This is a genomic window from Thioalkalivibrio thiocyanodenitrificans ARhD 1 (assembly GCF_000378965.1).
Classification (GTDB): domain Bacteria; phylum Pseudomonadota; class Gammaproteobacteria; order Ectothiorhodospirales; family Ectothiorhodospiraceae; genus Thioalkalivibrio_A; species Thioalkalivibrio_A thiocyanodenitrificans.
The window spans coordinates 3,035,226-3,061,465 of the sequence record NZ_KB900536.1; the positions used below are offsets into that span (position 1 = coordinate 3,035,226).

Consider the following 26,240-nt stretch of genomic DNA (forward strand, 5'->3'; position numbering starts at 1 on the left):
CCATGCTGTGCGGCCAGTCGAGGGGGCAGGATGCGCGGGAGGTCCGCATGGGCACGCTTTGCTTTGCCCGTCCTACTACGGCCTTCGGAAGGTGAATGGGTAGGTTGGGGTGAACGGGGTGAACCCCAACAGGCGGTGGTTGCCGAAGCCACCTGTGTTGGGATTTGCTTTGCCCACCCCGACCTGCCGGGCCGGAAGCGGGAAGGGGCCTTTCGCGGACCGGGTGCTGCCCTCGGTTCATGAACCCTCTCTTTTTCTGCGTCCTTGCTGATTCTGATCTCCTGACGACCTGTAGGATGGGTCAAGCGCAGCGGACCCATGCGGACGGCCGCTGTCCATGAAAGTTTTTTATCGTGTTTGCCCCCAAAATTTGATGCCTCTCCAGCCCTGTCCGGGGCTCGTTCCGGGAAACCGTGACGCGGCGCGGCCTTGCGCCGGGCAGGGCCCTTCATGCCCAGCTTATCCACAGCCTGTCCCCATCTCTTGCACCCCCTTACACACAAGATCTTGTGCTTGACGGTTTTCCAAACCCCGTCCTATAGTGTTTCTTAGTCACCGGGCCTTACAAGACCCGGGACCTTCTCCTCTCCCCGACACCTGCCACCCGCGAGGCCACACGCATATGCAAACGGACGTCAGCATCGAAGAACAATCCCGGCCGGCCGCCGCAGGCGCCGCCCCAGAATCCGCCGTGACCGCCGCTGAAGTGGCGGCCACCGCACCCGGTCAGCACCACGTCATCCGACGCAACGGCAAGGTCACCGCCTTTGACGACGCCAAGATCAAGGTGGCCATCACCAAGGCCTTCCTGGCCGTGGAGGGCGGCAACGCCGCCGCCAGCCGCCGCATCCACGACATCGTGGACGAACTCACCGCCCAGGTGGCCGACAACCTGTTCCGCCGGGCCGGCGGGTCCTCCGCCACCGTGCACATCGAGGATATCCAGGACCAGGTGGAACTGGCCCTGATGCGCGGCGGCCACCACAAGGTGGCCCGCGCCTACGTGCTCTACCGCGAGCAGCAGGCCCAGAAACGCGCCGCCGAGGCCGCCACGAAGAAGCCCGGGAAGAAGGCCGAGACCCCGGTAATCCATGTCACCCGGGCCGACGGCGCCCGCGTGCCCCTGGACGAGGCCCGCATGGAGGCTGTCGTGGCCGAGGCCTGCGCGGGGCTCGAGGCCGTGGACGGCCGGCTGATCCTCGACGAGGCCCGGCGCAACCTGTTCGACGGCGTGGCCGAGAAGGACGTGGGCACGGCGCTGGTCATGAGCGCCCGGGTGCTCATCGAGAAGGAGCCCAACTACTCCCAGGTCACCGCCCGCCTGCTCATGGACACGGTGCGCCGCGAGGCCCTGAGCTTCCTCGCCGGTATGCCCCAGGCCGCCACCCAGGCCGAGATGGCCGGGCGCTATGCCGAGTACTTCAAGGCATACGTGAAGCGCGGAGCGGAGCTGGAGCTGCTGGACGGCGAGCTGACCCGCTACGACCTGGAGCGCCTGGGCGCCGCGCTCAAGCCCGAGCGCGACCTGCAGTTCACCTATCTGGGCCTCCAGACCCTCTACGACCGCTACTTCATCCACTCCGGCGGCACCCGCTTCGAGCTGCCCCAGGCCTTTTTCATGCGCGTGGCCATGGGGCTGGCCATCAACGAGATCGACCGGGAAGGGCGCGCCATCGAGTTCTACAACCTGCTCAGCTCGTTCGACTTCATGAGCTCCACGCCGACGCTGTTCAACTCCGGCACCCTGCGCCCGCAGCTCTCAAGCTGCTACCTCACCTCGGTGCCCGATGATCTCGACGGCATCTTCGGCGCCATCAAGGACAACGCCCTGCTCTCCAAGTTTGCCGGCGGTCTCGGCAACGACTGGACCCGCGTGCGCGGCATGGGCGCCCACATCAAGGGCACCAACGGCAAGTCCCAGGGCGTGGTGCCGTTCCTGAAAGTGGCCAACGACACCGCCGTGGCCGTCAACCAGTGCTTCGCCCCCGACACCCTGATCTTCACCGCCGACGGCGTGCGCCCCATCCGCGACGTGCGCCCGGGCGATCTGGTGCTGGGCATCTCCGGCACCTACCGCGAGGTGCAGGATCGCTACACCTACAACCAGACCGATCCGATGGTCTCGCTGGATATCAAGCATGCCATCGAGCCGCTGACCGTCACCGCCGGCCATCCCTTCTACGCCATCCGCGGTGTGCCCATGGAGCAGTCCTGCGCACGTACCCTGGCCTGGCTGGGCAAGGGCAAGGTTCGTCCCGAGTGGGTGGACGCGGGAGAACTGGCCAAGGGTGACTATGTGGCTCAGGTAATTCCGTCCGAGACTGTCGCCGTTCCCGGCTTCACCGCGGACGACGCCCGGATGTACGGCATTCTCCTCGGTGACGGGCACCTGTCGAAGGACGGCATGCAGTGGGGTGTGTCCGGCAATCCCTCCCGTGATGGACACGTGGCCTTCGTGCGCGAGTACCTGGAAGCGCGTGGCATCCACTACTGGGAGACCGGCCGCGGCGAGACCTACGGGCAGGTCCACTGGGCATCGGGCCGGGGCGTGGTGCGTGACGCCACCACCGGGCGCATCACCGGCGCGGGCCCGCGCACGCTGCCCTTCGAACCCGAAGACATCTACGACGCCGACCACAACAAGCGCATCAGCCGGCGCTTCGCCCATCTGCCGCGCCCGCAGGCCCTGGCGCTCGTGCGCGGGCTGCTGGAGACCGACGGCGGCATCTCCCGTGGCAAGGAGATCTATTTCACCAACACCTCCCGCGCCCTGGTGGAGGGGCTGCGCTACCAGTTGCTGCGCCTCGGCGTGCCCACCGCCGGTCAGTATCGGGAGCGTTGCCAGGATCACACCGGGCACCGCGCCGACGGCAGCGAGATCCGGTTCAACGGTGTGTGCAGGGCCTTTGATCTGCGTATCCCGGCGGTACCGGAGATCGCGGCACTGGCGGGCTGCCGCCCCATCGGAAAGCGCAACTGGATCGAGTACAACGGCTGCCTGTTCACCCGTGTGCGCGCCGTGTGTCCTGCCCCCGTCACCCCCTTTGTGTTCGACCTGAAGGTGGAGGGCGACGCCTCCTACATGACCACCGCCGGCCTCGCCCACAACGGCGGCAAGAGAAAGGGCGCCGTGTGCGCCTACCTCGAGACCTGGCACGTCGACGTGGAGGAGTTCATCGAGCTGCGCAAGAACACGGGCGATGACCGGCGCCGCACCCATGACATGAACAGCGCCAACTGGATCCCCGATCTGTTCATGAAGCGCGTGGCCGAGGAGGGCGAATGGACGCTGTTCTCCCCCAACGAGGTGCCCGACCTGCACGATCTCGTCGGCGAGGCCTTCGAGCAGCGCTACACGGAATACGAGGAGAAGGCCGCCCGGGGCGAGATCAAGGTCTTCAAGAAGCTCAAGGCCGTGGATCTGTGGCGCAAGATGCTGGCCATGCTGTTCGAGACCGGCCATCCCTGGATGACCTTCAAGGACCCGTGCAACCTGCGCAGCCCCCAGAGCCACATCGGCGTGGTGCACAGCTCCAACCTGTGCACCGAGATCACCCTCAACACCAGCGATGACGAGATCGCCGTGTGCAACCTGGGCTCCGTGAACCTGGCCGCCCATGTGGACGAGAACGGCCTGAATCTCGAGAAGCTGGAGCGCACCGTCACCACGGCCCTGCGCATGCTGGACAACGTCATCGACTACAACTATTACTCCGTGCCCCAGGCCCGCAGGTCCAATCTGCGCCACCGCCCGGTGGGGCTTGGCATCATGGGCTTCCAGGATGCCCTCTACCAGCAGCGCACCCCCTACGCCTCCGAGGAGGCGGTGGAGTTCGCCGACCGTTCCATGGAGGCGGTGTCCTACTACGCCATCAAGGCCTCCACGGATCTGGCCGAGGAACGCGGGCGTTACCAGACCTTCGAGGGCAGCCTGTGGAGCCAGGGCATCCTGCCCATCGACTCCATTGAGCGGCTGGCGAAGGCCCGCGGCCAGTACCTGCAGCAGGACACCTCGGTGACCTTCGACTGGGACAGCCTGCGCGAGCGGGTCAAGACGGTGGGCATGCGCAACTCCAACACCATGGCCATCGCGCCCACCGCGACCATCTCCAACATCTGCGGCGTGGCCCAGTCCATCGAGCCCACCTACCAGAACCTGTTCGTGAAATCGAACCTCTCCGGCGAGTTCACCGTGATCAACCCGAACCTGGTGAACGATCTGAAGACGCGCGGGCTGTGGGACGAGGTGATGGTCAACGACCTCAAGTACTACGACGGCTCCGTACAGCCCGTCGACCGGGTGCCCGACGACCTCAAGCAGCTCTACGCCACGGCGTTTGAATTGGACGCCCGCTGGCTGGTGGAGGCCGCCTCGCGCCGCCAGAAGTGGATCGACCAGGCCCAGAGCCTGAACCTCTACATGGCCGAGCCCTCCGGCAAGAAGCTGGACGTGCTCTACAAGCTCGCCTGGATCCGCGGCCTCAAGACCACCTACTACCTGCGCTCCATGGGCGCGACCCACGTGGAGAAGAGCACCGTGGCCGATGCCAGCAAGGCGAACAAGCTGAACGCAGTGAAAGGCGCCGAGGCGGCGGCACCGGAGGCACCGAAGATGTGTTCGATTCTGGATCCCGAATGCGAAGCGTGCCAGTAAGGCAGTGGCAAGTGGCTAGTGGCAAGTCTCAAGGTTTAAACCCCCTCTCCCTCAGGGAGAGGGTTGGGGTGAGGGTGGTTCTACCTGCCCCCGGCCGCTTGAGACTGGCCAGTTGGCCGCGGCTCCATCTGAATCCGCCAAAGTCACAACCGAACAAGAGAAGGGGATAAAACAAATGCTTCAATGGGACGATCCGATCGCCGCCGTCACCGGAAAGAAGGTCCAGGAACCCGCAGTCCGCCCGGGAATGGGCTTCCAGGACAACGAATCACTCATGGTCACCGCCGGCGCGGCGCCGAGCGTGAACCCGGATCCCGAGGCGGTCGCGGATGTGGAGGCCGAGGGCGTCGGCAACACCGGCCTCGAAGACATCGAGATGGGCGCCGAGCGCATCCGCGTGGACGACAAAAAGATCATCAACTGCCGGGCGGATCTGAACCAGCTCGTCCCCTTCAAGTACCAGTGGGCCTGGCAGAAATACCTGGACGGCTGCGCCAATCACTGGATGCCCCAGGAAATCAACATGAACGCCGACATCGCCCTGTGGAAGGACCCCAACGGTCTGACCGAGGACGAGCGCACCATCGTCAAGCGCAACCTGGGCTTCTTCTCCACCGCCGATTCGCTGGTGGCCAACAACCTGGTGCTGGCCGTCTACCGCCACATCACCAACCCCGAGTGCCGCCAGTACCTGCTGCGCCAGGCCTTCGAGGAGGCCCTGCACACCCACGCCTACCAGTACTGCGTGGAGAGCCTGGGCCTGGACGAGGGCGAGATCTTCAACATGTACCGGGAGGTGCCCTCCGTGGCCCGCAAGGCCGAGTGGGCCCTGCCGTTCACGCGCTACCTCGCCGATCCCGACTTCCACACCGGCATGCCCGAGAACGACCAGCGCCTGCTGCGCGAGCTGATCGCCTTCTACGTGATCTTCGAGGGCATCTTCTTCTACGTGGGCTTCGTGCAGATCCTGTCCATGGGCCGGCGCAACAAGATGACCGGCGTCGCCGAGCAGTTCCAGTACATCCTGCGCGACGAGTCCATGCACATGAACTTCGGCATCGACGTGATCAACCAGATCAAGGTGGAGAATCCCCACCTCTGGAGCGCGGCGTTCAAGCAGGAGATGTCCGACATGATCCGCGAGGCGGTGGAACTGGAGGCACAGTACGCGCGCGACACCATGCCCCGCGGCGTGCTCGGCATGAACGCCGCCATGTTCGAGGAATACCTGCATTTCATCGCCAACCGCCGCTGCGCGCAGATCGGCCTGGCCGAACTCTATCCCGGCGCGGACAACCCGTTCCCGTGGATGAGCGAGGTGCTGGACCTGAAGAAGGAGAAGAACTTCTTCGAGACGCGGGTCACCGAATACCAGACGGGGGGTGCCCTGAGCTGGGACTGAGTGTGCAACCACCCCCACCCCCTCTCCGGTTCCCGATCACGTAGGAGCCGGGGAGGGGGCTCGGGGGAGGAGCAGAGAGGGTGAATGATCCGAAAGGACGCACTGCACGTCGAACCGTTTCAGCAGGAAAGGCCGCCCGCCGCTGCGGAAGGCCCACGGTCGCTTGGGGGAAGACTGAGCGAGGATTCGAGAATCAGAATGGCCAGGGATATGGTGAAGGATTGCTTTGGGTTTAAGGGGCGCTCCGCGAGGGGCGCCCCTTTGTGTTGCTTCCCCTGTATTCACTCATTACTAGCTATTGCCAGCCTTGACCCCTGTCTGCAAGGAGAATGAGATGGTTCAATTTGACGTCGCCACCGAATTTCGAGAGCCGCCCAAAGGATTAACTCCGTCGCACAAGATCACGATTCAACACGGCTCGAACACCTACACCTACTGGTACACACAAGAACCGAGCACGGCCCGCCCCTTTGATCGCATGAGGGATCGCGACCTCGTGAAGCGCATGCATGCGAAGGGCATGGAATTCGGGATTGATCAGTTCGAATCATTTGCCATAGGGGCGGAACGCGACTACCACCTCAAGCGGGTTAGTAGCCATGAGTTCGTTATCAAGTCGCTTCGGTGATGCGGTGAGCAGCCGGCAAGATAGTTAGCTAATTAGTCGGGAGATATGGGAGGGGAACGTCGGAGGACACCCGTCATCCTTGTGACTATTCGATTGGTAACAGAGGTTCCCTTGTAGGGGGTGTTTCATGGCTAGAAAGAACGTTCCAGTAAAGGGCCACAACCGTTCCAAACCGTCGGCTCCAGCAAAGAAGTCGCCGAAACCAGGCCCCAAGACCGTACCTGTTCAACCGCATAGGCGATCATCGCCAAGCGCCAAGAAAGACAAAGATCGTACGGGTAGTACAGGTGCAAGGGCAAGAACCGACTAGGGATATGAAACTGAAGGATTATAGAGAGACGTACTACGAATTCTCTGGGCGGACCAGTGATATCGCGCGGAACCTTGCATTCGCAGGGATAGCTCTCATATGGGTGTTTCGTGTCGAAGTCGGGAGTGCCTCAGTTGTGCCGCCAGACCTAATTCTTCCCGCACTCATGTTCACGTTAGCTTTGGCTGCCGACCTTATGCACTATGTTCTCGCGACTCTTATATGGGGAACATATCACCGCTATCTCGAAATTCGGAGAGGGGTGGAATGCGAAGAATCACTTACAGCGCCACGGTTTATGACTTGGCCGCAGAATGCGTTTTTTGTATTGAAGATAGTTCTGGTTGTTATGGGATACATTGCGCTATCTTCTCATCTGTGGGGGTTGTTTGTTGCTAGGAGTTAAGGTCCTAAAAGAGGAAAAGGTGACAGCTCTATTTTTGCGCTGTGCTCTCAGCAGGTCACGGCTAAAGGATGTGGATCGCCGAAATACGCTGCGAAAACTGCCAGCCGGAAGGCCTTCGTTCGCAGCCCAACACATCGGGGCAGTCATCAATGTCGGCCTCGGACAAGCTCCTGATCCTGTGGCCTATCCGCACCTTGTTGAAGACCTCGACAGGCCTGACATGGCATCGCTGCCGGCGATTCGGCATGCCGTTTTCGCAAGCAGACTCAGGTACTTGTCGAAGAACATGGCTGCGGGCTCAGAAGGGCGGGGAGGTGTCAGGCATGTGACATCTCCTTGTCGAAATCGCGGGCGCCCTGTCCGGAAAGGCTGGAAAGCGCAGCTATGCTAAGACGCGGCACTGGTTATTGCATTACGACGCAGCGGCACTATTGCCATTGCGACCACCGTCGCCGAAATGACTGTTAGGTTTCAAGGATGCGTACCGAAGCGAACCGAAGAAAAATTAACCGCCTCTACATTCTTGGTGCAGGCGCTAGTTATGCGCTGACTCAAGGTCAGACGGAATCGTTGGTGGCCCCTCTGGATATTCAATTTTGTCAGCGCATTAAAGACCTGCAACAGCGTACCCGCCCGAAATGGGTGGCAGCCGCCGCCAGGCGGGTTGAGAAAGAATATTTACATCACGTAGACTTTCAAATCACAGGCCTCGAGGAGTTGATTCGGCAACAAATCAGCGATTATGAGTTTATCGCAGCAATTCACCCTCGTCGAACGCGCGGAAAGAGAACAAAAGAAGAATATTTGAACGATCTAAATCACCTAGCGGCCTATCTACTGTCCCGTGCCCGAGCTAGAGATCAATCCCTTCTCGAAAAGTGGCTTGAGAAATACCTAAAAGGCACTGAGAAGCGGGCAACGCGAAATCGCATTATTACTTTCAACTACGATACGCTGATAGATAACGTGTTGCTTAACTGGCATTCTCCACAACATGTTTACTTCGACAATATTTGGAGTAGTTCTACGAAATCTCCAACCCGTCTCGCGGACCGTTACCCCTTATTACTGAAATTACATGGCTCAATTAATTGGCGTTGTTCCGAGGAGGAATACGCAAAACTCTTCAACAGTGCTGTAACTACCGACGAAAGTAAAACGACAACCTACAACACAAAAGATTGCCACTATATAGACAAAATGTGGATCAATAACCGCGTATGTACTCCCGAGGAACAGGAAACACCTCTAATTATTCCCCCGCTACCGCAAAAGCCGATAACGTCAATCGCAATCTTTCGTTATTTATGGACCTATGCGTATGAGTACTTATATGAGGCCCGGAATATAGTTATTGCGGGTTATTCGTTGCCGCCTGAACCGCCCCGGGTATCGCGGAGGCTCCAACTCTTGAGAGAATGGAGCCATGAACAAGTCAAACAAGTTTTCACCTGAGGTCCGTGAGCGGGCGGTGCGGATGGTCCAGGAGCACCGTGGGGAGTACCCGTCGCTGTGGGCGGTTGTGGAGTCGATAGCCCCAAAGATCGGCTGCGTGCCACAGACGCTGCTGGAGTGGGTCAGGCGAGCGGAGATTGATGCGGGTGCGCGGCCAGGCATGACCACGGCCGAGACGCAGCGCATCAAGGACCTGGAGCGCGAGAACAAGGAGTTACGGCGCGCCAATGAGATCCTGCGTACCGCCAGCGCTTTTTTCGCGCAGGCGGAGCTCGACCGCAAACTGAAGTCGTAAACGCCTACATCGATCAGCACCGGGACGCCTATGGGGTCGAGCCGATCTGCAAAGTGTTGCAGGTTGCCCCATCGGCCTACCGGCGCCATGCGGCCCGGCGGCGCAATCCGGATCTGCGCAGTGCCCGGGCCAAGCGCGATGAGCGGCTGGTTCCACACATTGAGCGTGTCTGGGAGGCCAACCTCCAGGTCTACGGCGCCGACAAGGTCTGGAAGCAACTCAACCGCGAAGGTGTTTCCGTGGCGCGCTGTAGCGTGGAGCGGCTCATGCGCCGCCTGGGCTTGCAGGGGGCACGCCGTGGCAAGACGGTTCGCACCACCGTGGCGGACCGATCGGCGCCATGTCCGTTGGATCGGGTTAATCGGCAGTTCCAGGCCGAGCGCCCCAACCAGCTCTGGGTGTCGGACTTCACCTACGTTTCGACCTGGCAGGGATGGCTGTACGTGGCCTTCGTTGTCGACGTCTTCGCACGGCGCATCGTGGGATGGCGCGTCAGCTGCACCATGACCACGGACTTCGTGCTCGATGCCCTGGAGCAGGCGCTCTACGCTCGGCAGCCCGAGCATAACGATGCCCTGATCCATCACTCCGACCGCGGGTCGCAATACGTCAGCATTCGCTACACGGAGCGACTTTCCGAAGCCGGTATCGAGCCGTCGGTCGGCAGCCGTGGCGACAGCTACGACAATGCCTTGGCCGAGACCATCAACGGCCTGTACAAGGCGGAACTGATCCATCGCCGCGGCCCCTGGAGGTCCAGGGAGTCGGTGGAGCTGGCGACGCTGGAATGGGTGTCCTGGTTCAATCATCAGAGGTTGATGGAGCCCTTGGGGTATATTCCGCCGGTGGAAGCTGAGGCAAACTACTATCGGCAACTCGCCAGTCAGGCCGTAATGGCGGCTTGACTTAAACCAACCAGCCTCCGCAATTCCCGGGGCGGTTCACGCCAGCGGACACGCTAGCGGTAAGTCTGTTTTCCAAATTCAAGAATACGACTCTCAATAATGTGACCATTGTGGATCCAAATGAAGAAGTGCTAGGAAAATGGATTAAGCTATTCCGTCGCAATGGAGTAAAGACTCATGAAGTTCATTACTATCCGGACTTCTTTGAGTATCTTGAGCATGAAACCTAACAAGGCGCCCCAGTCGGGCGGCTTCGCCGCCGCTGGGCTTGGTCGTTAAGTCGCTGCAAGGGAGGCCCTTATGCCAACCGAGAGCCGAGAAGAGCAAATCGTAGCCGCTGGACGCGGAAAATGGTCCAAGGCGGGCGTTCCTCATAAAGGTTGGCAGTGTGTCGATATCGAGGATCTCGGCGAGCCACAAATTGAATGTGGCATGTGTGAGTCGCAGACGATCCGTTATGTGCATCACATGGAGCATCCGAACTACCCAGAAGTTCTAGAAGTGGGCTGTATCTGCGCAGGTCACATGGAGGGGGATGTCGCTGCGGCCCGGACTAGGGAATCCTCCATGAAAAGCCGCACCCACAAGAGGAAGCGGTGGCTTTCCCGGAAATGGAAGATTTCTGCTAAGTGCAATCCGTGGATCAAAGCGGATGGATTTCGGGTTACTGTTTATCGTCGTGGATCGGGCTGGGCAGCCACTGTAAGCTCGCAGAATAACTCGCTGGTTCAGCACAGCAGAAGAAATTACAAGACGGAAGATCAAGCTAAGCTGGCAGCGTTTGATCATATCACGCGGCTTTTGGCAAAAGAGACTTAACAAAGTGGTCAACGGGACGCCAACTACGCTGCGCTCCGTTGGCGTTCATTACCACTGGCGTTAGCGCGCCGCGCAAAGCGTGGCGCATCTGGTCGGGTGAGAGTCCCGACATGGTAAGGGTGAACCACCCACCATTACCGAGTGTTGCGCCTCTGGCGGAACGGTGCCTTGGTCACGAAGACTGGAGCATGCGTGAACAAGAGAGGTGAAGCGTACACAGGGTATGTTGCAGGCCGTTTGGAGACGTAGCTCCTTAGAGATGGAATCGCTTCGAAATGAACAGTCCCGGTTGGCCAGCGTTGTAACGCGCGTGAAGCCCATACGAAGCAGGCGCATTGGTGAGCCTGTAGAGAGCCGGCGGAGTTCTCAAGCTGCGGCATGTAACAAGAGATGCGTCATGAACGCGGGAGGCCCCATGGGCTCCAAGGGAAGGGTAAAGTACAGCGGACCGCTACAAACGGGAGGCTGGCTTGAAGGCCGATGGGGAGTCGGATCACTCCATAGTACTCGGAGACGGTAGGGCCGATCACATGGGGAAGGGAGTGACAGTCATGTGTAGCTTGCAAAGGCAACTCGCGCCGGACAATGTAGGGCCGGAGTACGACGAGCCAACCTTCTTGCAGGGACTATCTATGAGCAGCATTGCTGCTTCTACGAATGTGAGCATGATTGAAGAGCCCGGTGCGGGAAAACCGCACGCCGGGATCTGTGCAGGGGGCGCCGGGTAACCGGCGTCCCTACTGCGACGGCAGTGACCGAATGGAGATTTCCTGCATTGGATATTCCACGGATCTTCCACATCACTGAAAGTGCTCACCGCATCCACGACCCGTTCACACCCGAAAAGCTCGCCACGCTCGGCAAGGCGCTGCGTCTGGAAGCGGGGGCCCGAGTGCTCGACCTCGGCAGCGGTTCGGGGGAAATGCTGTGCACCTGGGCACGCGATCGCGGCGTTATCGGCACCGGCATCGACATGAGCCAGCTGTTCACCGAGCAAGCGAAACTCCGTGCGGAAGAACTCGGCGTCGCCGATCAAGTCAAGTTCATCCATGGCGATGCTGCGGGATACGTCTCTGACGAGAAGGTCGATGTTGCGGCCTGTGTCGGTGCGAGCTGGATCGCCGGGGGAGTCGCCGGCACTATCGAGCTTCTGGCGCGGAGCCTGCGCGCCGGGGGGATCATCCTCATCGGCGAGCCCTACTGGCGGCAGCTACCGCCGACGGAAGATGTTGCCAAGGGGTGTCTTGCCAACTCGATCTCTGACTTTCTCATGCTTCCGAAACTTCTCGCATCCTTCGGCCAGCTTGGCTACGACGTCGTTGAAATGGTCCTGGCGGACCAGGACAGTTGGGACAGGTACGAGGCGGCCAAGTGGCTCACGATGCGTCGGTGGCTTGAAGCCAATCCCGACGACGAGTTGGCGAAAGATGTTCGAGCCCAACTGACCTCTGAACCCGAGCGCTACGCAGCTTACACGCGTGAATACCTGGGCTGGGGCGCGTTCGCGCTGATGCCTCGGTGATGAGGGGATTACCGGGCGACTCAGAAGGTGGACATAGGGGGTCAGGACATAGGGGGACATAGGGGGTCAAGTCTAGCGTTGTAGGGAGAACAATAGGGGTCAAGTCTAGCTTTATATAGTAAAGAGTGAGGCGGAAATCACTCCCACGATCAGGAGAAGTGGCGGGATTGATGTTTGTTCCCTGCAATCCTTCATGCTCGGTCCCCGTTATGTTTTGAACGCACGCCTCCCGCGACTGACACGGCCAATGGATGACTCCGACGCCCCAAGCGCGTCGGGCGTTCGGCCGCCGAGGTGGACAGGGGTCCGTTGATCACTTAGGGTCCGGCCATCAGAACAATAAAATGGGCAAGGGGAAATCATAATGACCGCACGCCATCCGGGCCTCGCCGGTGCTTTCGGCATCCTGTTGCTGCTCGCATCCAGCGCGAACGCGCAGGAGATCACCACGGCCCCCGTGGCCACCGTGCCGGTGGACAATCCCTGGGCCCTGGCCCTGCTGGTAGTTGCCTTCCTTGCCGGTGCCTTTGTGGTGCTGCACCGGCGCAGCCACAGGGTGAGCCTGATGGCGCTCCTCTCCGTGGGGCTTGCCACCGGCATGCTCTGGCAGAGCGCCGATCTGCGCGCCCAGGTGGTGCTGATGTTCACCGACCCGGGCGGCGAGACGCTTCCCATCGCCGTCGACACGGTCATGGCCAACGGCGACATCGTGGGCTTTGTGCCGGCCGATTTCGTCAACCAGTCCGGCAACACCTTGCGTATCGCGGCTATCACACTGCCCTCGTTTGCGCAGTGCTTCCCCGGTGGGGCCGGCAACCTCCAGCCGCCGGGGCCGCCGGATCCTGACCCTCCCGCGTCCTGCGACGTCGGCCGGACGTTGCCCAGTGGAGCGGGCTGCCGGGTGGACGTGGACAGCGTCTGCCGCGATCTGGCTGCAGCGACTCCCCCGCTGAGCTCCATCAATTCACTGGCACTGGCCGTGAACGCCCCGGGCGAGGATCCGCCCCTGCCAGGTAATGCACGCCAGATTGTGTTCACCAACACCGGCAGCGACGCGTTGGTCAACCTGCAGGTAAGTGTCTCCGGACTGCCTGCCGGCACGATAATCAGCAACAACACCTGTGTCGGCACGCTGGACGCTGGCGCAAGCTGCACCGTGACAATCACACCCGGCGCCAGCCCCAGCCATGATGTTTCCGCCAATGCCTGCACCGGTGCGCCCGGCACTGAGCCGGTGCCGGGGATTGTCTCGCTGCATAGCCATAACGCACCGCCGAGTGATGTGAACGTGCTGGTGCTCGGCTACGGCTGTATCTACGAGGGTGGCTACCTGTTCGCCGTGGATGACTCAACCCCGGCATCCGGTTCGATCGGCGGGAAAGTGGCGGCATTGAGCGATGAGAACAGCGCTCAATGGTCGACATCGCTCGCGGAGACAAACGCGGACAGCCTGTATGACGGCTCTGCAAACAGCGCCGTGCTGGGTGCCGACCCGGGTGATTATCCCGCTGCACAGGCTTGTCTGAACCAGGCAGCGGCAGGCTACACCGACTGGTATCTTCCCGCCATCTGCGAGCTGGGGCGTTTTGTCGGTCTGGGCACCGATGCCGGATGCGGCAACAACTCCCCCAATCTGTACACCAGCCTGCATCTGGGCGGCCGCGGCGGATTCGGCAACGACCTGTACTGGAGCTCCACAGAATCTTCGGCTGATCCGGTGAGCTTCGGGTGGATCCAGAGCTTTGACTCCGGAATCCAGGCTATCGCCAACAAAACGGGACTTTACCGGGTGAGATGCATTCGGCAGTTCAGCCCCTGACACCTGGCAAACGAAGGCAAAGGGGATCACGAACATCCACGGGGTCAGGTCTCCCATTGCACACCCACTGATCCCGGCATTATCGTAGCCGAGACAACCACCAAACGAGCGAGGCCAGGGATGGCCAGACCGCTGAGAATCGAATTTGCCGGGGCGTTGTATCACGTCACCGCTCGAGAAAACGAACGGCGCAGTATCTTTTTCTCGGACGATGACCGATCTCGGTTCCTCGATACTCTGGGCGAGGTGTGCGCGAGATTCAGTTGGCGTTGTCATGCCTTTTGCCAGATGACAAACCATTATCACCTCCTGGTCGAGACGCCCGAGGCCAACCTCTGCAGCACGAAAGAGATCTCGGCGCATTTCGGGGTAGGCCGCATGACGGTCAGCCGAGCGGTGCAGCGGTTAGAGACGGCGCTCAGGCAGGAACAACGGAATGGGCAATGGGAGACCTGACCCCGGGAAGGACGGGAAGGCCGTGTCGGCGCCTATTGCCGGCGATCTCGCTGGAGTCGCTGGCGACCGATGATCACAAGAATCGAGAATAGCAGGAGCAGTGCCGCCGGGTGCAGGCTTGGCACGGCTACGGGGGAACGGTCCGGGGCCGTGTTCAGGGTGATCCCGGCATGCGTCATGTCGCCGCCGTCGGGGACGCAGTCTGTAGCTTCGTCGGCATAGCCGATGATTGCCGCGACACCGATCAGACCGGTATCCAGGCCGAGTAAGATCTTGTCCACGGTTACGGAAAAACCGGTGTCGGTTGGCTCCCAGTGCGCATAGCCAATGATGTCGTCGGCGGCATCCAGGACGGGTACAGCCGAGCCATGCCGAGCAAACAGGTCTATCGTGCGGTTGACCGTCAGCCCGGTTGCTTTCGGGCACAACAGGGATATGCGGGATGTGGCCCCGCTCTGCGGTGACTGGCCGGTGTCGATCTCGATCAGCCCCACGGTTTCAGTGGCCATGCCTGGATCGGTGAGCTCAATGGACAGGCGCAGGGTGTTGCCCTGGTCCTCGGCCAGCAGCGCGGTTGCATCCGGACCATGGCCCAGTCCGATCAGGTCGCCGGTCGGATCGTCGAAGACCTCGATCGCGAATGCAGGCGGGGCCAGGGCCAGGCAGGCCAGCAGGACGAGCCCAGTTCCGAATGTTTGTCGCCCCCGCAGCGTGTTCACGAAAAGGTCTCCGGCCATCATGGATCGGCCGGGCAGCAGACGGCAGTGGCTGTGGCTTGCCCGGTGCGGCAGCGTGCGGTCCAGGTGCGGTCGCCGTCGGGCAGGCTGGCCTCCAGTTGCGCCGCACCGGTCTCGCCAGGGTTGGCGGTACATCGGCCGCCCCCGCTGATGACCCGCTCACCGGCATCGCACGCAGCAGAGGCTTCGTTTTGACCGGAAGTGCCTTGCACCAGGCGGCAGTCGGCGCCGGCCACGCGACCCGGAAGGCCCTGAGGGCCTGTTTGCCCGGTCGGGCCGGGGGGGCCGACCGCGCCCGCGGGGCCTGGCGGACCGGGCTCGCCCGCGGGCCCCTCGGGGCCGGCAAAGCCGACCAGTTGCGGGCACTGGTTGGGACAGGGCTCCGAGTCGGCGGTGGCCTCCGCCGTGCGTCCACGAATGCTCCAGGTCAATGTGTCGTGTTCATCCAGGTCCCATGTGGCCGAGAAGACCCCCAGAAACTGCCCGGGGGAGAAAAAGGTGGGCTGGCCGCGATTGAGCGGAGTGGGAATGAACGTATTGTTGGTGCCCAGGTTGATGGTCCGGGACGAGGTCTCCAGGCTCACATAGCCGTAGTGTGCCGTGGCCGTGTTGTTTTCTTCGTCGTGCTCGACACACTCGAGTATTGGCCAGACCTGCTGGGCCTGAACGGTTGTCGGTGCGAGCATGCAGCCGGCCAACAGCAGTGCGACGAGTATGGCCCGAGCCCTGGTGAGCATCGCCGGTTGGAAGATTCGGGTCACGGGCGTTGTTTCCTATTGCGAAGCCGGGCAGCAGATTGCGTGGGAGGTCGCGTGGCCCAGTGCGCATTCCACTGCCCACAGGCCGTTCGAGTCGGGGTAGCTGGCCCGGATTTGTCCGGTGGCCCAATTCTGGGTATCGGTGATCAGCGTGTCGTCGCAATGGCCACCGCCACTGACCAGGACCTCGTTGGCTGCACAGGCGGCGATTGCGGTATCTCCGCCCTCGGCTGTCGTTACGGTACGGCAGCCACTGGTGGCGCCTGGCGCCGGTTCGCCGATCGGGCCGGGCGCGCCCCGGGGGCCTTGATCGCCTTGCGGCCCGACGGGTCCGGTGGGGCCTTCCGGTCCTTCCGGACCGGTCAGCCCCTGTGGGCCGGGATCGGTACGGCATTCGGGGATGCCGCAAAGCCTGCTGTTGAACGCATGCATGACGACTTCATTGCCTAGCAGGTGCCAGGTCAACTGAGGCGTGCTTTCGACATTCCAGGTGATGGTGAAATCGCGCCAGTGCAGTCCCGGAACAAACCGGCTTTGCTGACGGCGATTGCCTGGTGCCGGCGAGATGTAGTTGTCGCCGCCGGGAGGCAGATTCACCACGAAGTCGTTCATGTTGATGTAATACAGGCGCGCGGTCGCTTCCTGGGTGTCTTCGTCGTATTCCACGCATTCAAGCATTGGAATAATCGGCTCGAGGGCCAGAGCAGGCTGACTGCTCAGGAACAGCAGCGCCAGCAGAACCAGCAGCTTTGGCCGGGACGTGTTCACAAGGTGGGCTCCCCGCAGCAGAGCGCCTTCGCCGTGGCCCGGCCAATGCGGCAACTTACCGCCCAGGCATTGTTGTCGACCGGCAGGCTGCTCTGCACCACCCCGCCAGTCCAGACCTCGGGCTGCAGGGGCGGCTCATTGTCGCAACCGGCGGCCCCGGACAGTAGCTGTCGGTTGTCGCCACATACAGCCAACGCTTCGCCGTCGTCGGACTGGGTGCTGACCCAGGTGCAAGCCGAAAGCGCATCGGGCCCCCGCGGCCCCTGGATTCCTGCAGGGCCTTCGGGGCCCGTGGGTCCGGCTGGCCCGACCGCGCCTGCCGCACCCATCGCGCCCTGTTCACCGGTCGGGCCCTCGGGACGTGGCGGACAAACACATTGCGCGGACCGACAGTGGATGCTCGGGTTGTCAGTGACGGTGACGCTCGAGCCTTCGATCTCCCAGAGCATCGAGCTCTGCTCGGATGCAAAAAATGCGAGCGCCATGCCCATTTTTGAATGATATCCAGGCCGGAATTCGATGATCTGGCCCTGGTCGGCGGGGCCAGGGGAGACACGATTGTCTTCACCCGCCTCGATAACCCGCTGATCCGAGCTGCGACTGGCGTATGCCATATGGCCGACCACCATGTCGTACTCTTCGATGACGTCGACACACTCGAGCAAAGGGAAAATATCATTCTGCTGGCCGAGGGTGGCCCCCGGGGTCAGCAAGAGAGCCGCCAGTGTCAGCGATGCGGGGAATCGAAGTACCCGTGGCAGGCGGCCGGGGTGTCGCCCATGAGCCTGGATGGGGAGCGGGCTCACAGAAGCGCTCGCCACAGGGCCTGATGCCTTGCCAGAGGCAGCCGGGTGCAGCACTTCTGCTCGGGGATGGATGTCGGCTCCATGATCATTCGGTCCTTCCATGGGGTAAGGTCTCCCAATGCACACCCACTGATCCCGGCATTATCGTAGCCGAGGACAACCACCAAACGAGCGAGGCTAGGGATGGCCAGATGACTGAGAATCGAATTTTCCGGGGCATTGTATCATGTCACCGCTCGAGGAAACGAACGGCGCAGTATCTTTCTCTCGGACGATGACCGATCTCGGTTCCTCGATACCCTGGGCGAGGTGTGCGCGAGATTGAGTTGGCGTTGTCACGCCTATTGCCAGATGACAAACCATTATCACCTCCTGGTTGAGACGCCCGAGGCGAACCTCTCGCGCGGAATGCGGCAGCTCAACGGCGTCTACACGCAATACATCAATCGTCGCCACCGGCGCGTGGGGCACCTCTTCCAAGGCCGTTTCAGCGGCATTCTCGTGCAGAAGGAAACGTATCTCCTGGAGCTGGCCCGCTACATCGTGCTCAATCCGGTGCGGGCCCGTATGGTGCCGGCGGCCGGAGAATGGCCGTGGAGCAGTTATCGTCCAACCGTGGGGCTCGCGTACAGACCGGAGTTTCTCACCACCGATTGGCTCCTGACCGCTTTCTGCAATGAGCGCGATCTGGCGAGAAGAGCCTTCGAGCGCTTCGTGGCCGACGGCACCGGGCAACCGGGCCCGTGGGCGCGGCTGAAGAACCAGATCTATCTCGGATCTGAACGATTCGTTGAGGAGATGCAAGGTCGAATCGACGCAAAGCAACCGCTCGATGAGATTCCGGCAACACAGAAACGCCCTGTGGCCCGCGACCTCGCTTACTATGCCGATAGATTCTCACCTAGAGACCTTGCGATCGCCGAGGCGTACCGCAGTGGCGCCTACAGCATGCGGGAGATCGCGATACATTTCGGTGTAAGCCGCATGACGGTCAGCCGAGCGGTGCAGCGGTTCGAGACGGCGCTCAAGCAGGAACAACGGAATGGGCAATGGGAGACCTGACCCCGGGAAGGTGACCCCGGGAAGGCGCAAAGCCAATCGGCCCAAGCCGTTGGCTGCCCTGCTCACGACCCTCGCCCGGAAGGTCCGTGGTCACTACAACTACTTCCGGGTGGTGGGCAATAGCCGGGGCCTGTGGACGTTCTACAAGGAAGTGGTAAAGCTGCTGTACAAGTGGTTGAATCGACGCAGTCAGAGACGAAGCTTGACATGGTCGAGGCTGAATCGGGTGCTGGAGCGCTTCGCGTTTCCGCGCCCCGTCCAGCCCGTCCGGTAAGCAGTGAATCGGGGGGCTTGCGTGAGCGCTGGTCTTGCTACGCGAGTGAGTATGTTTGAAGAGCCCGGTGCGGGAAAACCGCACGGCGGGATCTGTGCAGGGGGCGCCGGGTAACCGGCGTCCCTACTGCGACGAGTACCATCACCACAAAGGGGAATAGTCGTGGAAACAATTGCAGTAGTACAAGAATCTCCGGCTTTCCTTGATCGTGAGAAAACGATTGCGCTAGCCATTGCAATGGTGAAAAAAGCCGTCAAAGGCGGCGCGAGGTTGATTGTGTTCCCCGAGGCTTTCATCTCGGGATATCCCGCATGGATTTGGCGGCTCCGGCCGGGAGGTGACTGGTCACTGAACGAGGAGCTGCATACACGCCTGCTGAATAGTTCGGTCAACGTCGATGCCGGGGAACTGGATTCGCTGTGTGAGGCCGCTAAAACACATCAGGTCACAATAGTCTGCGGTCTGAATGAAAGGGCCGGCGATCTCAGCCAGGCTACGGTTTACAACACAGTCGTTGTCATAGGCGACGATGGCATCATCTTGAACCGGCATCGGAAGCTGATGCCAACCAACCCGGAAAGAATGGTTTGGGGCTTCGGTGATGGGTCCGGCCTGAAAGTCATTGACACTGCAGTTGGCAAGGTAGGTACGTTGCTGTGCTGGGAAAACTACATGCCCTTGGCACGATACGCGCTCTATGGGCAGGGCGTACAACTCTATGTGGCACCGACCTATGATTGCGGTGAAGGCTGGATCGGCACTATGCAGCACATTGCCCGGGAAGGCCGCTGCTGGGTGATTTCCTGCGGTGTCGCACTGACCCGAGAAGATATTCCGGCCGATTTCCCCGAGAAGGACACAATCTACCCCGACTCGGAAACCTGGATAAATGCCGGTGATTCCGTTGTTATTGCACCTGGTGGCGAAATTGTTGCGGGCCCAATGAGAGAGGAAAAGGGGATCCTGTTTGCACAGATAGATGCTCAGAGCGCGGTGAATGCGAAACGCGCTCTCGATGTGGCGGGACATTACTCAAGGCCGGATATTTTCAACTTAAGCATCAATAGAGAGCCTCAGAAACCCGTGGTGTTCAAGTAGTTGAGAGAGAAATCTGACAACACGTTGCAGGTGACGTCTGACCCGCTGTGCAGCCTTGCTTCCGCAAGGCTGCACAGCGCCTCGAACGCGCCTGAACGTTGTCGTCAGGTACGGACAAAGGGGGTCAAGTCTAGCAATACATAGTAATTCTCGACCAATGGGGGCGAGACGGGGTCCATCGGAATAGGTGACGGATCGATTTCTGCAGGGCAAAAGTAGATCCGTCACCTTCTCCTTGGTGATTGACTTCAGCCTTTCTTGACATAGAACTGGATCACCCCTTCACTCTCCCCCGATCTCATCAGCGTGTGTCCCGTGCGTTCGCACCAGGCGGGGATGTCGGTGAGTGTTCCGGGATCGGTGGCAATGATCTCCAGCACTTGGCCGCTGTTGATCTTCTTCATGGCTACATTGGTTTCCACGATCGGCATGGGACAACATTTGCCGCTGGTATCCAGTTTGCTGTCAGCCCTGATATCGCTCATATGTTTGCTCCTTAAAAATACTGGCAATGTTCGGCCTTGGCGGCTTTTTCATTCAAAAACCACGATGCGCCGACGATACCGCTGGCTTCCGGGATCAGGTTGTCCTCGTTGACGCCGAAGATGCTGGCCGCGAGGCTGCAGGCATAGAAGTTCACGTTCTCGGTGGCTTTGAGGGCCTTGATCACGTCATAGATATCCGGCGGCAATCCCGCCTTCTCGACTTGCTGGCGAACCCAGCCATCCTGGTCGGCGTGCTCCCCCTGGATCACCTGGCCTTTCGCGCCTTCCTCGGTGAGTGCCTTGACCGCCCAGTTCACAAACAGCAGATCGACCTGGGTGCCCTCGGACCCCTGCAGATAGGCAAACGCCAGGGGCGTGAGCAGTTTGTCGTACCCGTCTTCGCGGACCACGATTGCGAGTGATTTCATTATTGCCTCCTAGAACGAACATTCGTTCTAACCTGAGGACCAAAAAAAGGCCGATGCGGGTTGAACACGTTGCTCAGACCGCCACCGACCGCCAGGCGCATTGCCAGATCTCATCGAGATACTCCGGCAATGGCGCGTCCAGAATCCCGTCCAGACGTAATTGAATCAAGCGCAGGGCGCCGCCAAACACGGCCGAGGCGGCGATGATCGGGGTCATCTCCCGGACTTCGCCGCCCTTCATCCCGGCGGCGACCATCTCGCGCATTTGTACGAAAGGGCGCGAGGAACAGACCGGCTTCTGATCCGGTATGAACTCCCGATGGCGGGAAAACAGCATGAACCGCATCACCGCAGGCTCCTGCTCGGTCAGATCAAACAGCAGCGCGATCACTGCCCGGCAGCGATCGCAGGCCGTGGTATGGGTTGCCTCGATCTCGTTGAAATGCGACTCCATCCGCTCGACCAGGGTGTCGTAGAGACTCCGGGCGATACCCTCCTTGTCGCGAAAGTAGTGGTAGATGGAGCCGGTACTGACTGAAGAGGCCTTAACGATGTCCGGGATCGAGGTATTGAAATACCCCTGCTCGGTAAAGAGATTCAGCGCCGCCCCCAGCACCTGCTCGGTGGCCGGGGTGGTGCGGGCACGTTGGGTTTCTGTACGAGTATCCATGCCTCCAGATTAGAATGAACATTCGTTCTAGTCAATCAAGAAGTTCCATTTTTATCGAATTTCACTCCGCCCCTCTTTCTCCCCGAGGGGTCTGTTGCGACGACGCTTGGCCTCGTACATGGCGGCGTCGGCGTGGCGCAACAGATCATCCGCCGTCTCACCATCATCGGGATACACGCTCTGGCCCATGCTCACGGTGAGGGCGAGTTCACGCCCTTCCAGCGGGAAGGGTGTCGCCATCAGGGTGTGGACGCGCTCCATGATGCGTTCGAGTTCGCCTTCGGTGTGGGGATCAAGGCACAGGAGCACGAATTCGTCGCCCGCGAAACGTGCCACGGTATCTCCGGCCCGAACCGCGCCGAGCAAACGTGCGGCCACCTGTTCAAGTATGGCGTCGCCGGCCTGGTGCCCGTAGGTGTCGTTGATGTACTTGAAGTCGTTGAGGTCCACGAACATGATCGCCAGTTTGCGCCCATGACGATTCGCGTTCGCCAGTGCGATGGCCAGGCGGTCATCCAGCAGGCGGCGATTGGGCAGTCCCGTGAGCGGGTCGTAGTAGGCCAGGTGACGAATCTTCTCCTCACGCCTTTTCAGTTCGGAGATGTCGTTGAATTGGCCCGCATAATGAAGCACCCGCCCCTCTTCGTCGCGTATGGCAACGATGCTGAGAAACTGCGGATAGATCTCGCCGCTCTGGCGGCGGTTCCACAATTCGCCCTCCCAGTGGCCCCGCTCCTTGAGGGAACGCCAAAGCTTGTCATAGAACTCCGGCCCCTGACGGCCGGAGCTGAGAAGTGCAGGGGTCCGGCCCACCGCTTCCTCCGGCGTGTAACCGGTCAGTCGGGTGAAGGCCGGGTTGACGCGCTGTATCACGCCATCGGAATCGGTGATCATCACGCCTTGCAGGGAGTTCTCGATGATCTGCTCGGCCACGTGCAGACTGCGCCGGGACTGAGCCAGCGCCACGTCCCTCTCCCGTAGCACACGGCCGAGTTCGCGCAGGTAGTCCACCTCGATGCCTGAGAGGATCTCGGCAAAGCTGACAATGCCGATGATCCGGCCGTCGTCCGTCGCACCCACGTGGCGCAGGCCCCGCTCGGCCAGCAAGTCGCGTGTGCGCGCCAGGCTCTCGCTTGCAGGCACCGTGAACAACGGGCGGCTGGCCACCTCACCCAACGGTGAATCTTTCAAGCCGCTTGCCACGAAGCGCACCATATCCCGTTCGGTGACGATCCCCGTGTCGCCGTCCCCGTAGTCAACGAGTACCGCGTCGGAGACGGAGCGGCGCATGAATTGCGGGGCGTCGGACAGAGGTCGCTCCTCGCCAAGCCGTGGCACGTCCCTCCGCACCACGGACTCCACGGTGCGCAGCGTGAGAAAATGCTCCATGCCCTGATGCACCACAACGTCCGTCTGAGTGATCACGCCCTGAGGCGAACCGTCTCTTTCGTCGACTACCACGAAGTGGCGCACGCCGTGCTTCTGAACTCGTGTCGCCAGGTCCTCCAGGGGCGTGTCCGAAGAAAGGGTGACGACCGGTGAACTCATCACCTGACGGATAGGCCAGTCAATTGCCTCCGGGACCGTAAAGTCCAGGCAGATGGCATCCCGCTCGGTCCAGATTCCTACCATCTGATCTTCTTCGAATACGACGATGCAACTGCAGTGATGGGTCCACATGCGCTTGGCCGCCTCGTGCAGGGGCGTAGACGGATCGCAACGCAGAATGTTCCGCTGCGCCACCTGCCCCACGGTGGCGCCGGTGCGCAGGGACAGAGCCTTGCCGTCACCCAACTCCACTGCTCGAAAAGCCTGCTGTTTGTTTGTCATCTCAATGTTCCTGACGGGCTGCACACCACAAACACAGGGGTCAAGTCTAGCAATACATAGTAATTCCCGACCAATGACGGGCAAGACGGGGTCGGACTGCGACGAAGGGGGCGACACGCGGTCGGACCCGGAAACCCGATCAGCGGACTGACCGGACGGGGCGGCGCGACTGGCGGCCTCCGCAGGATGGTGCAGGTGTATCCCCCGACCCGACATGGCGCTGTGTACGCCCAATGGCGAGGCGTACCGTTGTGTCCTTGACATTACGCCGTTACCTGCTAGTTAACGTAGATGCAGTAGAGATTACAACTTCAAAAAACTCTACACCGGGGGTGTGCCATGAAGCGCAAGGTCTCCCCTGCCGCACACGCCGGTATCCTCCTTCTTGTGAGTCTCCTGTTCGCCCCGCTGCTCGCGGTGGCGGCGTCTGCACCCGCCCCGCTTACGCCGAAGGGGGTGATCGAGGGACATTACATCGTGGTGCTGAGGCCCGACGTGCACGACCCGGGCGCGGTCGCGCGTGATCTCGCCCGGCAGCACGGTTTCGAGGCCGGGTTCGTCTATGCCCATGCCCTCAAGGGCTTCTCCGCTGCACTGAGCCCCAGGAGCGCGGACGCCCTGCGCCGCAACCCGCTCGTGGACTTCATCGAGGCCGACCAGATGGTCCGGATCATGTCCCAGTCGGTCCCCACCGGGATCCGGCGGGTCTTCGCCATGGACAATCCGGGACTCGAAATCGACGGGGTGGACGATTGGCGCGTGGATGCCGACGTTGCTGTGCTCGATACCGGCATCGACGCGACGCATCCCGATCTCCACGTCGTGACGAGCGTCGACTGCTCCGGCGGCAGCCCGTGGGCTGGAAGCTGCAAGAGCGGAGGCGACGATGGTAACGGACACGGCACGCACGTCGCCGGCACGATCGCGGCCATCGACAACGGCATCGGCGTCGTCGGGGTCGCCCCGGGGGCGCGCCTGTGGTCGGTCAAGGTGCTGCGCAACGACGGTTCCGGTTACATGTCCTGGATCATTGCCGGAATCGACTGGGTGACGGCGCGGGCCCACACCGTCCGCGTCGCCAACATGAGCCTGGGCTGCGAGTGCACGAGCCAGGCCCTTGATCAGGCCATAACCAACTCGGTGAAGGCCGGTGTGAGCTATGTCGTCTCGGCCGGCAACAGTGCAAAGGACGCGGAGACCTTCAGCCCCGCCAGGCATCCGGATGTCATCACGGTATCCGCGCTCGCCGACTTCGACGGCCTGCCGGGCGGAGAGGGTGCGTCCACCTGCCGCCAGGACACGGACGACACGCTCGCCAACTTCAGCAACTTCGGCCGGCTGATCGATATCGCCGCCCCCGGCGTATGCATTCTCTCGACCTGGCCGGGCGCGGCCTACCGCACCCTGAGCGGCACCAGCATGGCCGCGCCGCACGCCGCCGGCGCCGCCGCGATCCTGGTGGCAAGTGGCATCGCGAACCCCGAACAGGTGCGTGCCGAACTGACCCAGGCCGGCAACCTCGATTGGGTGGATACCTCCGGCGACGGTCACCACGAGCCGCTGCTCGACGTCGGCGACGGCAATCTCTTCGCGCCGGTGATGGTGGCCGGCACCGCCGCCCCGCCCGGCGAGGCGGTGGCCTCAGTGAGCATCCACAGCCCCGCCAACGGCACCTCATTCCTGGTCGGTGACAACATCCTGTTCGAGGGTGCAGCCGACGACGGCGAGGGCGGCGATCTCTCGTTGTCCCTGCGCTGGACATCGAGCATCGACGGCGAGATCGGCACAGGCGCGAGCTTCACGGCCCAGCTCGCTGCGGGTGAACACACGATCACGGCGCAGATCGAGGAGCCCGCCGCGAGCGCCAGCGTTGTCATCACCGTGAGCGAGGCGGGTACCGGGGCCCTGTTGGTCGAATCGATCAGTTACCAGACCTCGGGCGGACGGAACAGCGACCGCCACCTCACCGTCACGGTCGCGATCGCCGATGCCGATGGACCCGCCGGTGGCGTGAGCGTCGAGGTCGTCGTCGCCAATACTACGACCGGTGCCTCCTGGCAAGGCACCTCTACGACCGACTCGAACGGCAACGCCTCGTACAGCATCAACAACCACCCGGCGGGCTGCTACGAGACGAAGATCGTCACGCTCAACGGCGAAGATCCGGGAGCGTATGAAGACGCAGACCCGGGATACTGCAAGTAGAACTGGCGGTCGCCGGGCTTTAGCCGCGCCGGGAACAACCGGGTCAGAGAGCAATTGCCGCTAATACCAGTGGTTATTGGTCTCTGACCCGGTTTTCGTTCCTCACGGTGGCTAGACCTGAGGAACAAAAAACCTGTCATGCGCGCTGTTTTCATCAAGCGTAGTACGTAACTATCGGTTTACACGAGAGTATTTCTGGGGAAACCTCAGGATCTGTCACCTTTCCCCTGCTGGCCAACAAGATCGCACGCATCAGCTGGAACGTGGTGGCCAAGGGCTGCGCCTACGAGCCAGGCAAGGCCTTCGGGAAGACATAACCGAGTTTCACGCCCGTGAGTTCGCCGACGCGATGAAACAACAGGTCAATGCCCCGGCAAGAGCCTGCTTTAGGACCAGGTCAGTAAACCGAGTGGGTGTTTAGGCGGCCGGGGCTCCCTGATCTCATTGA

General features: G+C 61.4%; 20 protein-coding genes, 1 pseudogene and 1 other annotated feature. Of the genes and pseudogenes, 13 read left to right on the top strand and 8 right to left on the bottom strand.

All coding sequences use genetic code 11. The annotated features are described in order from the left end of the window. Positions 1–622: 622 nt before the first annotated feature. The 9 genes and pseudogenes from THITHI_RS21215 to THITHI_RS21220 form a co-directional block, all read left to right on the top strand. Positions 623–4,654, top strand: a complete 4,032-nt coding sequence (locus THITHI_RS21215) for a ribonucleoside-diphosphate reductase subunit alpha (protein WP_018233812.1) — start codon at positions 623–625, stop codon at positions 4,652–4,654. A gap of 175 nt (positions 4,655–4,829) precedes the next feature. Further along, positions 4,830–6,056: a ribonucleotide-diphosphate reductase subunit beta gene (locus tag THITHI_RS0114390; protein ID WP_018233813.1), complete on the top strand. Its 1,227-nt coding sequence runs from the start codon at positions 4,830–4,832 to the stop codon at positions 6,054–6,056. Positions 6,057–6,390: 334 nt separating this feature from the next. Then, positions 6,391–6,684, top strand: a complete 294-nt coding sequence (locus THITHI_RS0114395; protein WP_018233814.1) for a hypothetical protein — start codon at positions 6,391–6,393, stop codon at positions 6,682–6,684. A gap of 1,193 nt (positions 6,685–7,877) precedes the next feature. Then, positions 7,878–8,855: an SIR2 family protein gene (locus THITHI_RS20325; protein WP_083908742.1), complete on the top strand. Its 978-nt coding sequence runs from the start codon at positions 7,878–7,880 to the stop codon at positions 8,853–8,855. Next, positions 8,827–10,055 (top strand): IS3 family transposase gene (locus THITHI_RS0114405; protein ID WP_156820441.1). Its coding sequence is split into 2 segments (ribosomal slippage): positions 8,827–9,106 and positions 9,106–10,055, totalling 1,230 coding nucleotides; the frame shifts between segments, so codons are not numbered across the junction. The genes THITHI_RS20325 and THITHI_RS0114405 overlap by 29 nt, the downstream gene beginning before the upstream one ends. Then, positions 9,105–9,221 (top strand) — a sequence feature (AL1L pseudoknot). Its footprint overlaps the gene before it by 117 nt. A gap of 300 nt (positions 10,056–10,355) precedes the next feature. After that, positions 10,356–10,874 carry a hypothetical protein gene (locus tag THITHI_RS20330; RefSeq protein WP_083908743.1) on the top strand — a complete coding sequence of 173 codons (519 nt, stop codon included), beginning with the start codon at positions 10,356–10,358 and terminating at the stop codon, positions 10,872–10,874. A 775-nt stretch (positions 10,875–11,649) separates the two neighbouring features. Then, positions 11,650–12,396, top strand: coding sequence for an SAM-dependent methyltransferase (locus tag THITHI_RS0114415; protein WP_018233815.1), 747 nt, complete (start codon positions 11,650–11,652; stop codon positions 12,394–12,396). Between the two features lie 364 nt (positions 12,397–12,760). Then, the gene (locus THITHI_RS0114420) at positions 12,761–14,215 is read left to right on the top strand and encodes a midcut-by-XrtH protein (RefSeq protein ID WP_018233816.1); all 1,455 of its coding nucleotides are present in this window, start codon (positions 12,761–12,763) and stop codon (positions 14,213–14,215) included. A 120-nt stretch (positions 14,216–14,335) separates the two neighbouring features. Then, positions 14,336–14,551, top strand: a pseudogene (locus THITHI_RS21220) (transposase); the annotation flags it as partial. A gap of 152 nt (positions 14,552–14,703) precedes the next feature. Here THITHI_RS21220 and THITHI_RS0114430 read toward each other — a convergent pair. Genes THITHI_RS0114430 through THITHI_RS20855 form a run of 4 tightly spaced genes read right to left on the bottom strand, consistent with a single transcriptional unit; the run spans position 14,704 to position 17,647 of the window. After that, complete coding sequence (locus THITHI_RS0114430; RefSeq protein ID WP_156820563.1) at positions 14,704–15,390, bottom strand: hypothetical protein; 687 nt, start codon at positions 15,388–15,390, stop codon at positions 14,704–14,706. 17 nt (positions 15,391–15,407) lie between these two features. Beyond that, the gene (locus THITHI_RS19155) at positions 15,408–16,169 is read right to left on the bottom strand and encodes a hypothetical protein (RefSeq protein ID WP_156820564.1); all 762 of its coding nucleotides are present in this window, start codon (positions 16,167–16,169) and stop codon (positions 15,408–15,410) included. Between the two features lie 12 nt (positions 16,170–16,181). Then, positions 16,182–16,934, bottom strand: a complete 753-nt coding sequence (locus tag THITHI_RS19860) for a collagen-like protein (protein WP_018233819.1) — start codon at positions 16,932–16,934, stop codon at positions 16,182–16,184. Further along, a complete protein-coding gene (locus THITHI_RS20855) occupies positions 16,931–17,647 on the bottom strand; it encodes a hypothetical protein (protein ID WP_018233820.1) in 717 nt (238 codons plus the stop codon). Before THITHI_RS20855 ends, THITHI_RS19860 begins: the two co-directional genes overlap by 4 nt. 288 nt (positions 17,648–17,935) lie before the next feature. Between THITHI_RS20855 and THITHI_RS19640 the strand changes: the two genes are divergently transcribed. The 3 genes from THITHI_RS19640 to THITHI_RS0114465 all read left to right on the top strand — a co-directional run bounded on the left by THITHI_RS19640 (position 17,936) and on the right by THITHI_RS0114465 (position 20,174). Next, positions 17,936–18,802: an REP-associated tyrosine transposase gene (locus THITHI_RS19640; RefSeq protein WP_232199471.1), complete on the top strand. Its 867-nt coding sequence runs from the start codon at positions 17,936–17,938 to the stop codon at positions 18,800–18,802. Next, positions 18,783–19,076, top strand: a complete 294-nt coding sequence (locus THITHI_RS19170; protein WP_018233823.1) for a group II intron maturase-specific domain-containing protein — start codon at positions 18,783–18,785, stop codon at positions 19,074–19,076. The genes THITHI_RS19640 and THITHI_RS19170 overlap by 20 nt, the downstream gene beginning before the upstream one ends. Before the next feature lie 162 nt (positions 19,077–19,238). Further along, the gene (locus THITHI_RS0114465) at positions 19,239–20,174 is read left to right on the top strand and encodes a carbon-nitrogen hydrolase family protein (protein WP_026186373.1); all 936 of its coding nucleotides are present in this window, start codon (positions 19,239–19,241) and stop codon (positions 20,172–20,174) included. A gap of 248 nt (positions 20,175–20,422) precedes the next feature. Here the strand turns inward: THITHI_RS0114465 and THITHI_RS0114470 are convergent, their stop codons facing one another. The 4 genes from THITHI_RS0114470 to THITHI_RS19175 form a co-directional block, all read right to left on the bottom strand. Next, a complete protein-coding gene (locus THITHI_RS0114470) occupies positions 20,423–20,659 on the bottom strand; it encodes a sulfurtransferase TusA family protein (RefSeq protein ID WP_018233825.1) in 237 nt (78 codons plus the stop codon). A gap of 11 nt (positions 20,660–20,670) precedes the next feature. Beyond that, positions 20,671–21,087, bottom strand: a complete 417-nt coding sequence (locus tag THITHI_RS0114475; protein ID WP_018233826.1) for a DsrE family protein — start codon at positions 21,085–21,087, stop codon at positions 20,671–20,673. A 73-nt stretch (positions 21,088–21,160) separates the two neighbouring features. Continuing rightward, a complete protein-coding gene (locus tag THITHI_RS0114480) occupies positions 21,161–21,757 on the bottom strand; it encodes a TetR/AcrR family transcriptional regulator (RefSeq protein ID WP_018233827.1) in 597 nt (198 codons plus the stop codon). Between the two features lie 51 nt (positions 21,758–21,808). Continuing rightward, positions 21,809–23,587, bottom strand: coding sequence for a GGDEF domain-containing protein (locus tag THITHI_RS19175; RefSeq protein WP_018233828.1), 1,779 nt, complete (start codon positions 23,585–23,587; stop codon positions 21,809–21,811). A gap of 339 nt (positions 23,588–23,926) precedes the next feature. On the opposite strand from THITHI_RS19175, the gene THITHI_RS19180 reads away from it, so the two are divergent. Then, positions 23,927–25,792: a S8 family serine peptidase gene (locus THITHI_RS19180; protein WP_018233829.1), complete on the top strand. Its 1,866-nt coding sequence runs from the start codon at positions 23,927–23,929 to the stop codon at positions 25,790–25,792. Positions 25,793–26,240: the final 448 nt, after the last annotated feature.

Excerpts from the sequence above, each read along its gene's own strand:
- THITHI_RS0114480 (WP_018233827.1), bottom strand. The coding sequence starts at position 21,757 with ATGGATACTCGTACAGAAACCCAACGTGCCCGCACCACCCCGGCCACC.
- THITHI_RS19175 (WP_018233828.1), bottom strand. The coding sequence starts at position 23,587 with ATGACAAACAAACAGCAGGCTTTTCGAGCAGTGGAGTTGGGTGACGGC.
- THITHI_RS0114395 (WP_018233814.1), top strand. The coding sequence starts at position 6,391 with ATGGTTCAATTTGACGTCGCCACCGAATTTCGAGAGCCGCCCAAAGGA.
- THITHI_RS0114475 (WP_018233826.1), bottom strand. The coding sequence starts at position 21,087 with ATGAAATCACTCGCAATCGTGGTCCGCGAAGACGGGTACGACAAACTG.
- THITHI_RS20330 (WP_083908743.1), top strand. The coding sequence starts at position 10,356 with ATGCCAACCGAGAGCCGAGAAGAGCAAATCGTAGCCGCTGGACGCGGA.
- THITHI_RS21215 (WP_018233812.1), top strand. The coding sequence starts at position 623 with ATGCAAACGGACGTCAGCATCGAAGAACAATCCCGGCCGGCCGCCGCA.
- THITHI_RS20325 (WP_083908742.1), top strand. The coding sequence starts at position 7,878 with ATGCGTACCGAAGCGAACCGAAGAAAAATTAACCGCCTCTACATTCTT.
- THITHI_RS19180 (WP_018233829.1), top strand. The coding sequence starts at position 23,927 with ATGAAGCGCAAGGTCTCCCCTGCCGCACACGCCGGTATCCTCCTTCTT.
- THITHI_RS19170 (WP_018233823.1), top strand. The coding sequence starts at position 18,783 with ATGGGCAATGGGAGACCTGACCCCGGGAAGGTGACCCCGGGAAGGCGC.
- THITHI_RS0114390 (WP_018233813.1), top strand. The coding sequence starts at position 4,830 with ATGCTTCAATGGGACGATCCGATCGCCGCCGTCACCGGAAAGAAGGTC.
- THITHI_RS0114420 (WP_018233816.1), top strand. The coding sequence starts at position 12,761 with ATGACCGCACGCCATCCGGGCCTCGCCGGTGCTTTCGGCATCCTGTTG.
- THITHI_RS0114470 (WP_018233825.1), bottom strand. The coding sequence starts at position 20,659 with ATGAGCGATATCAGGGCTGACAGCAAACTGGATACCAGCGGCAAATGT.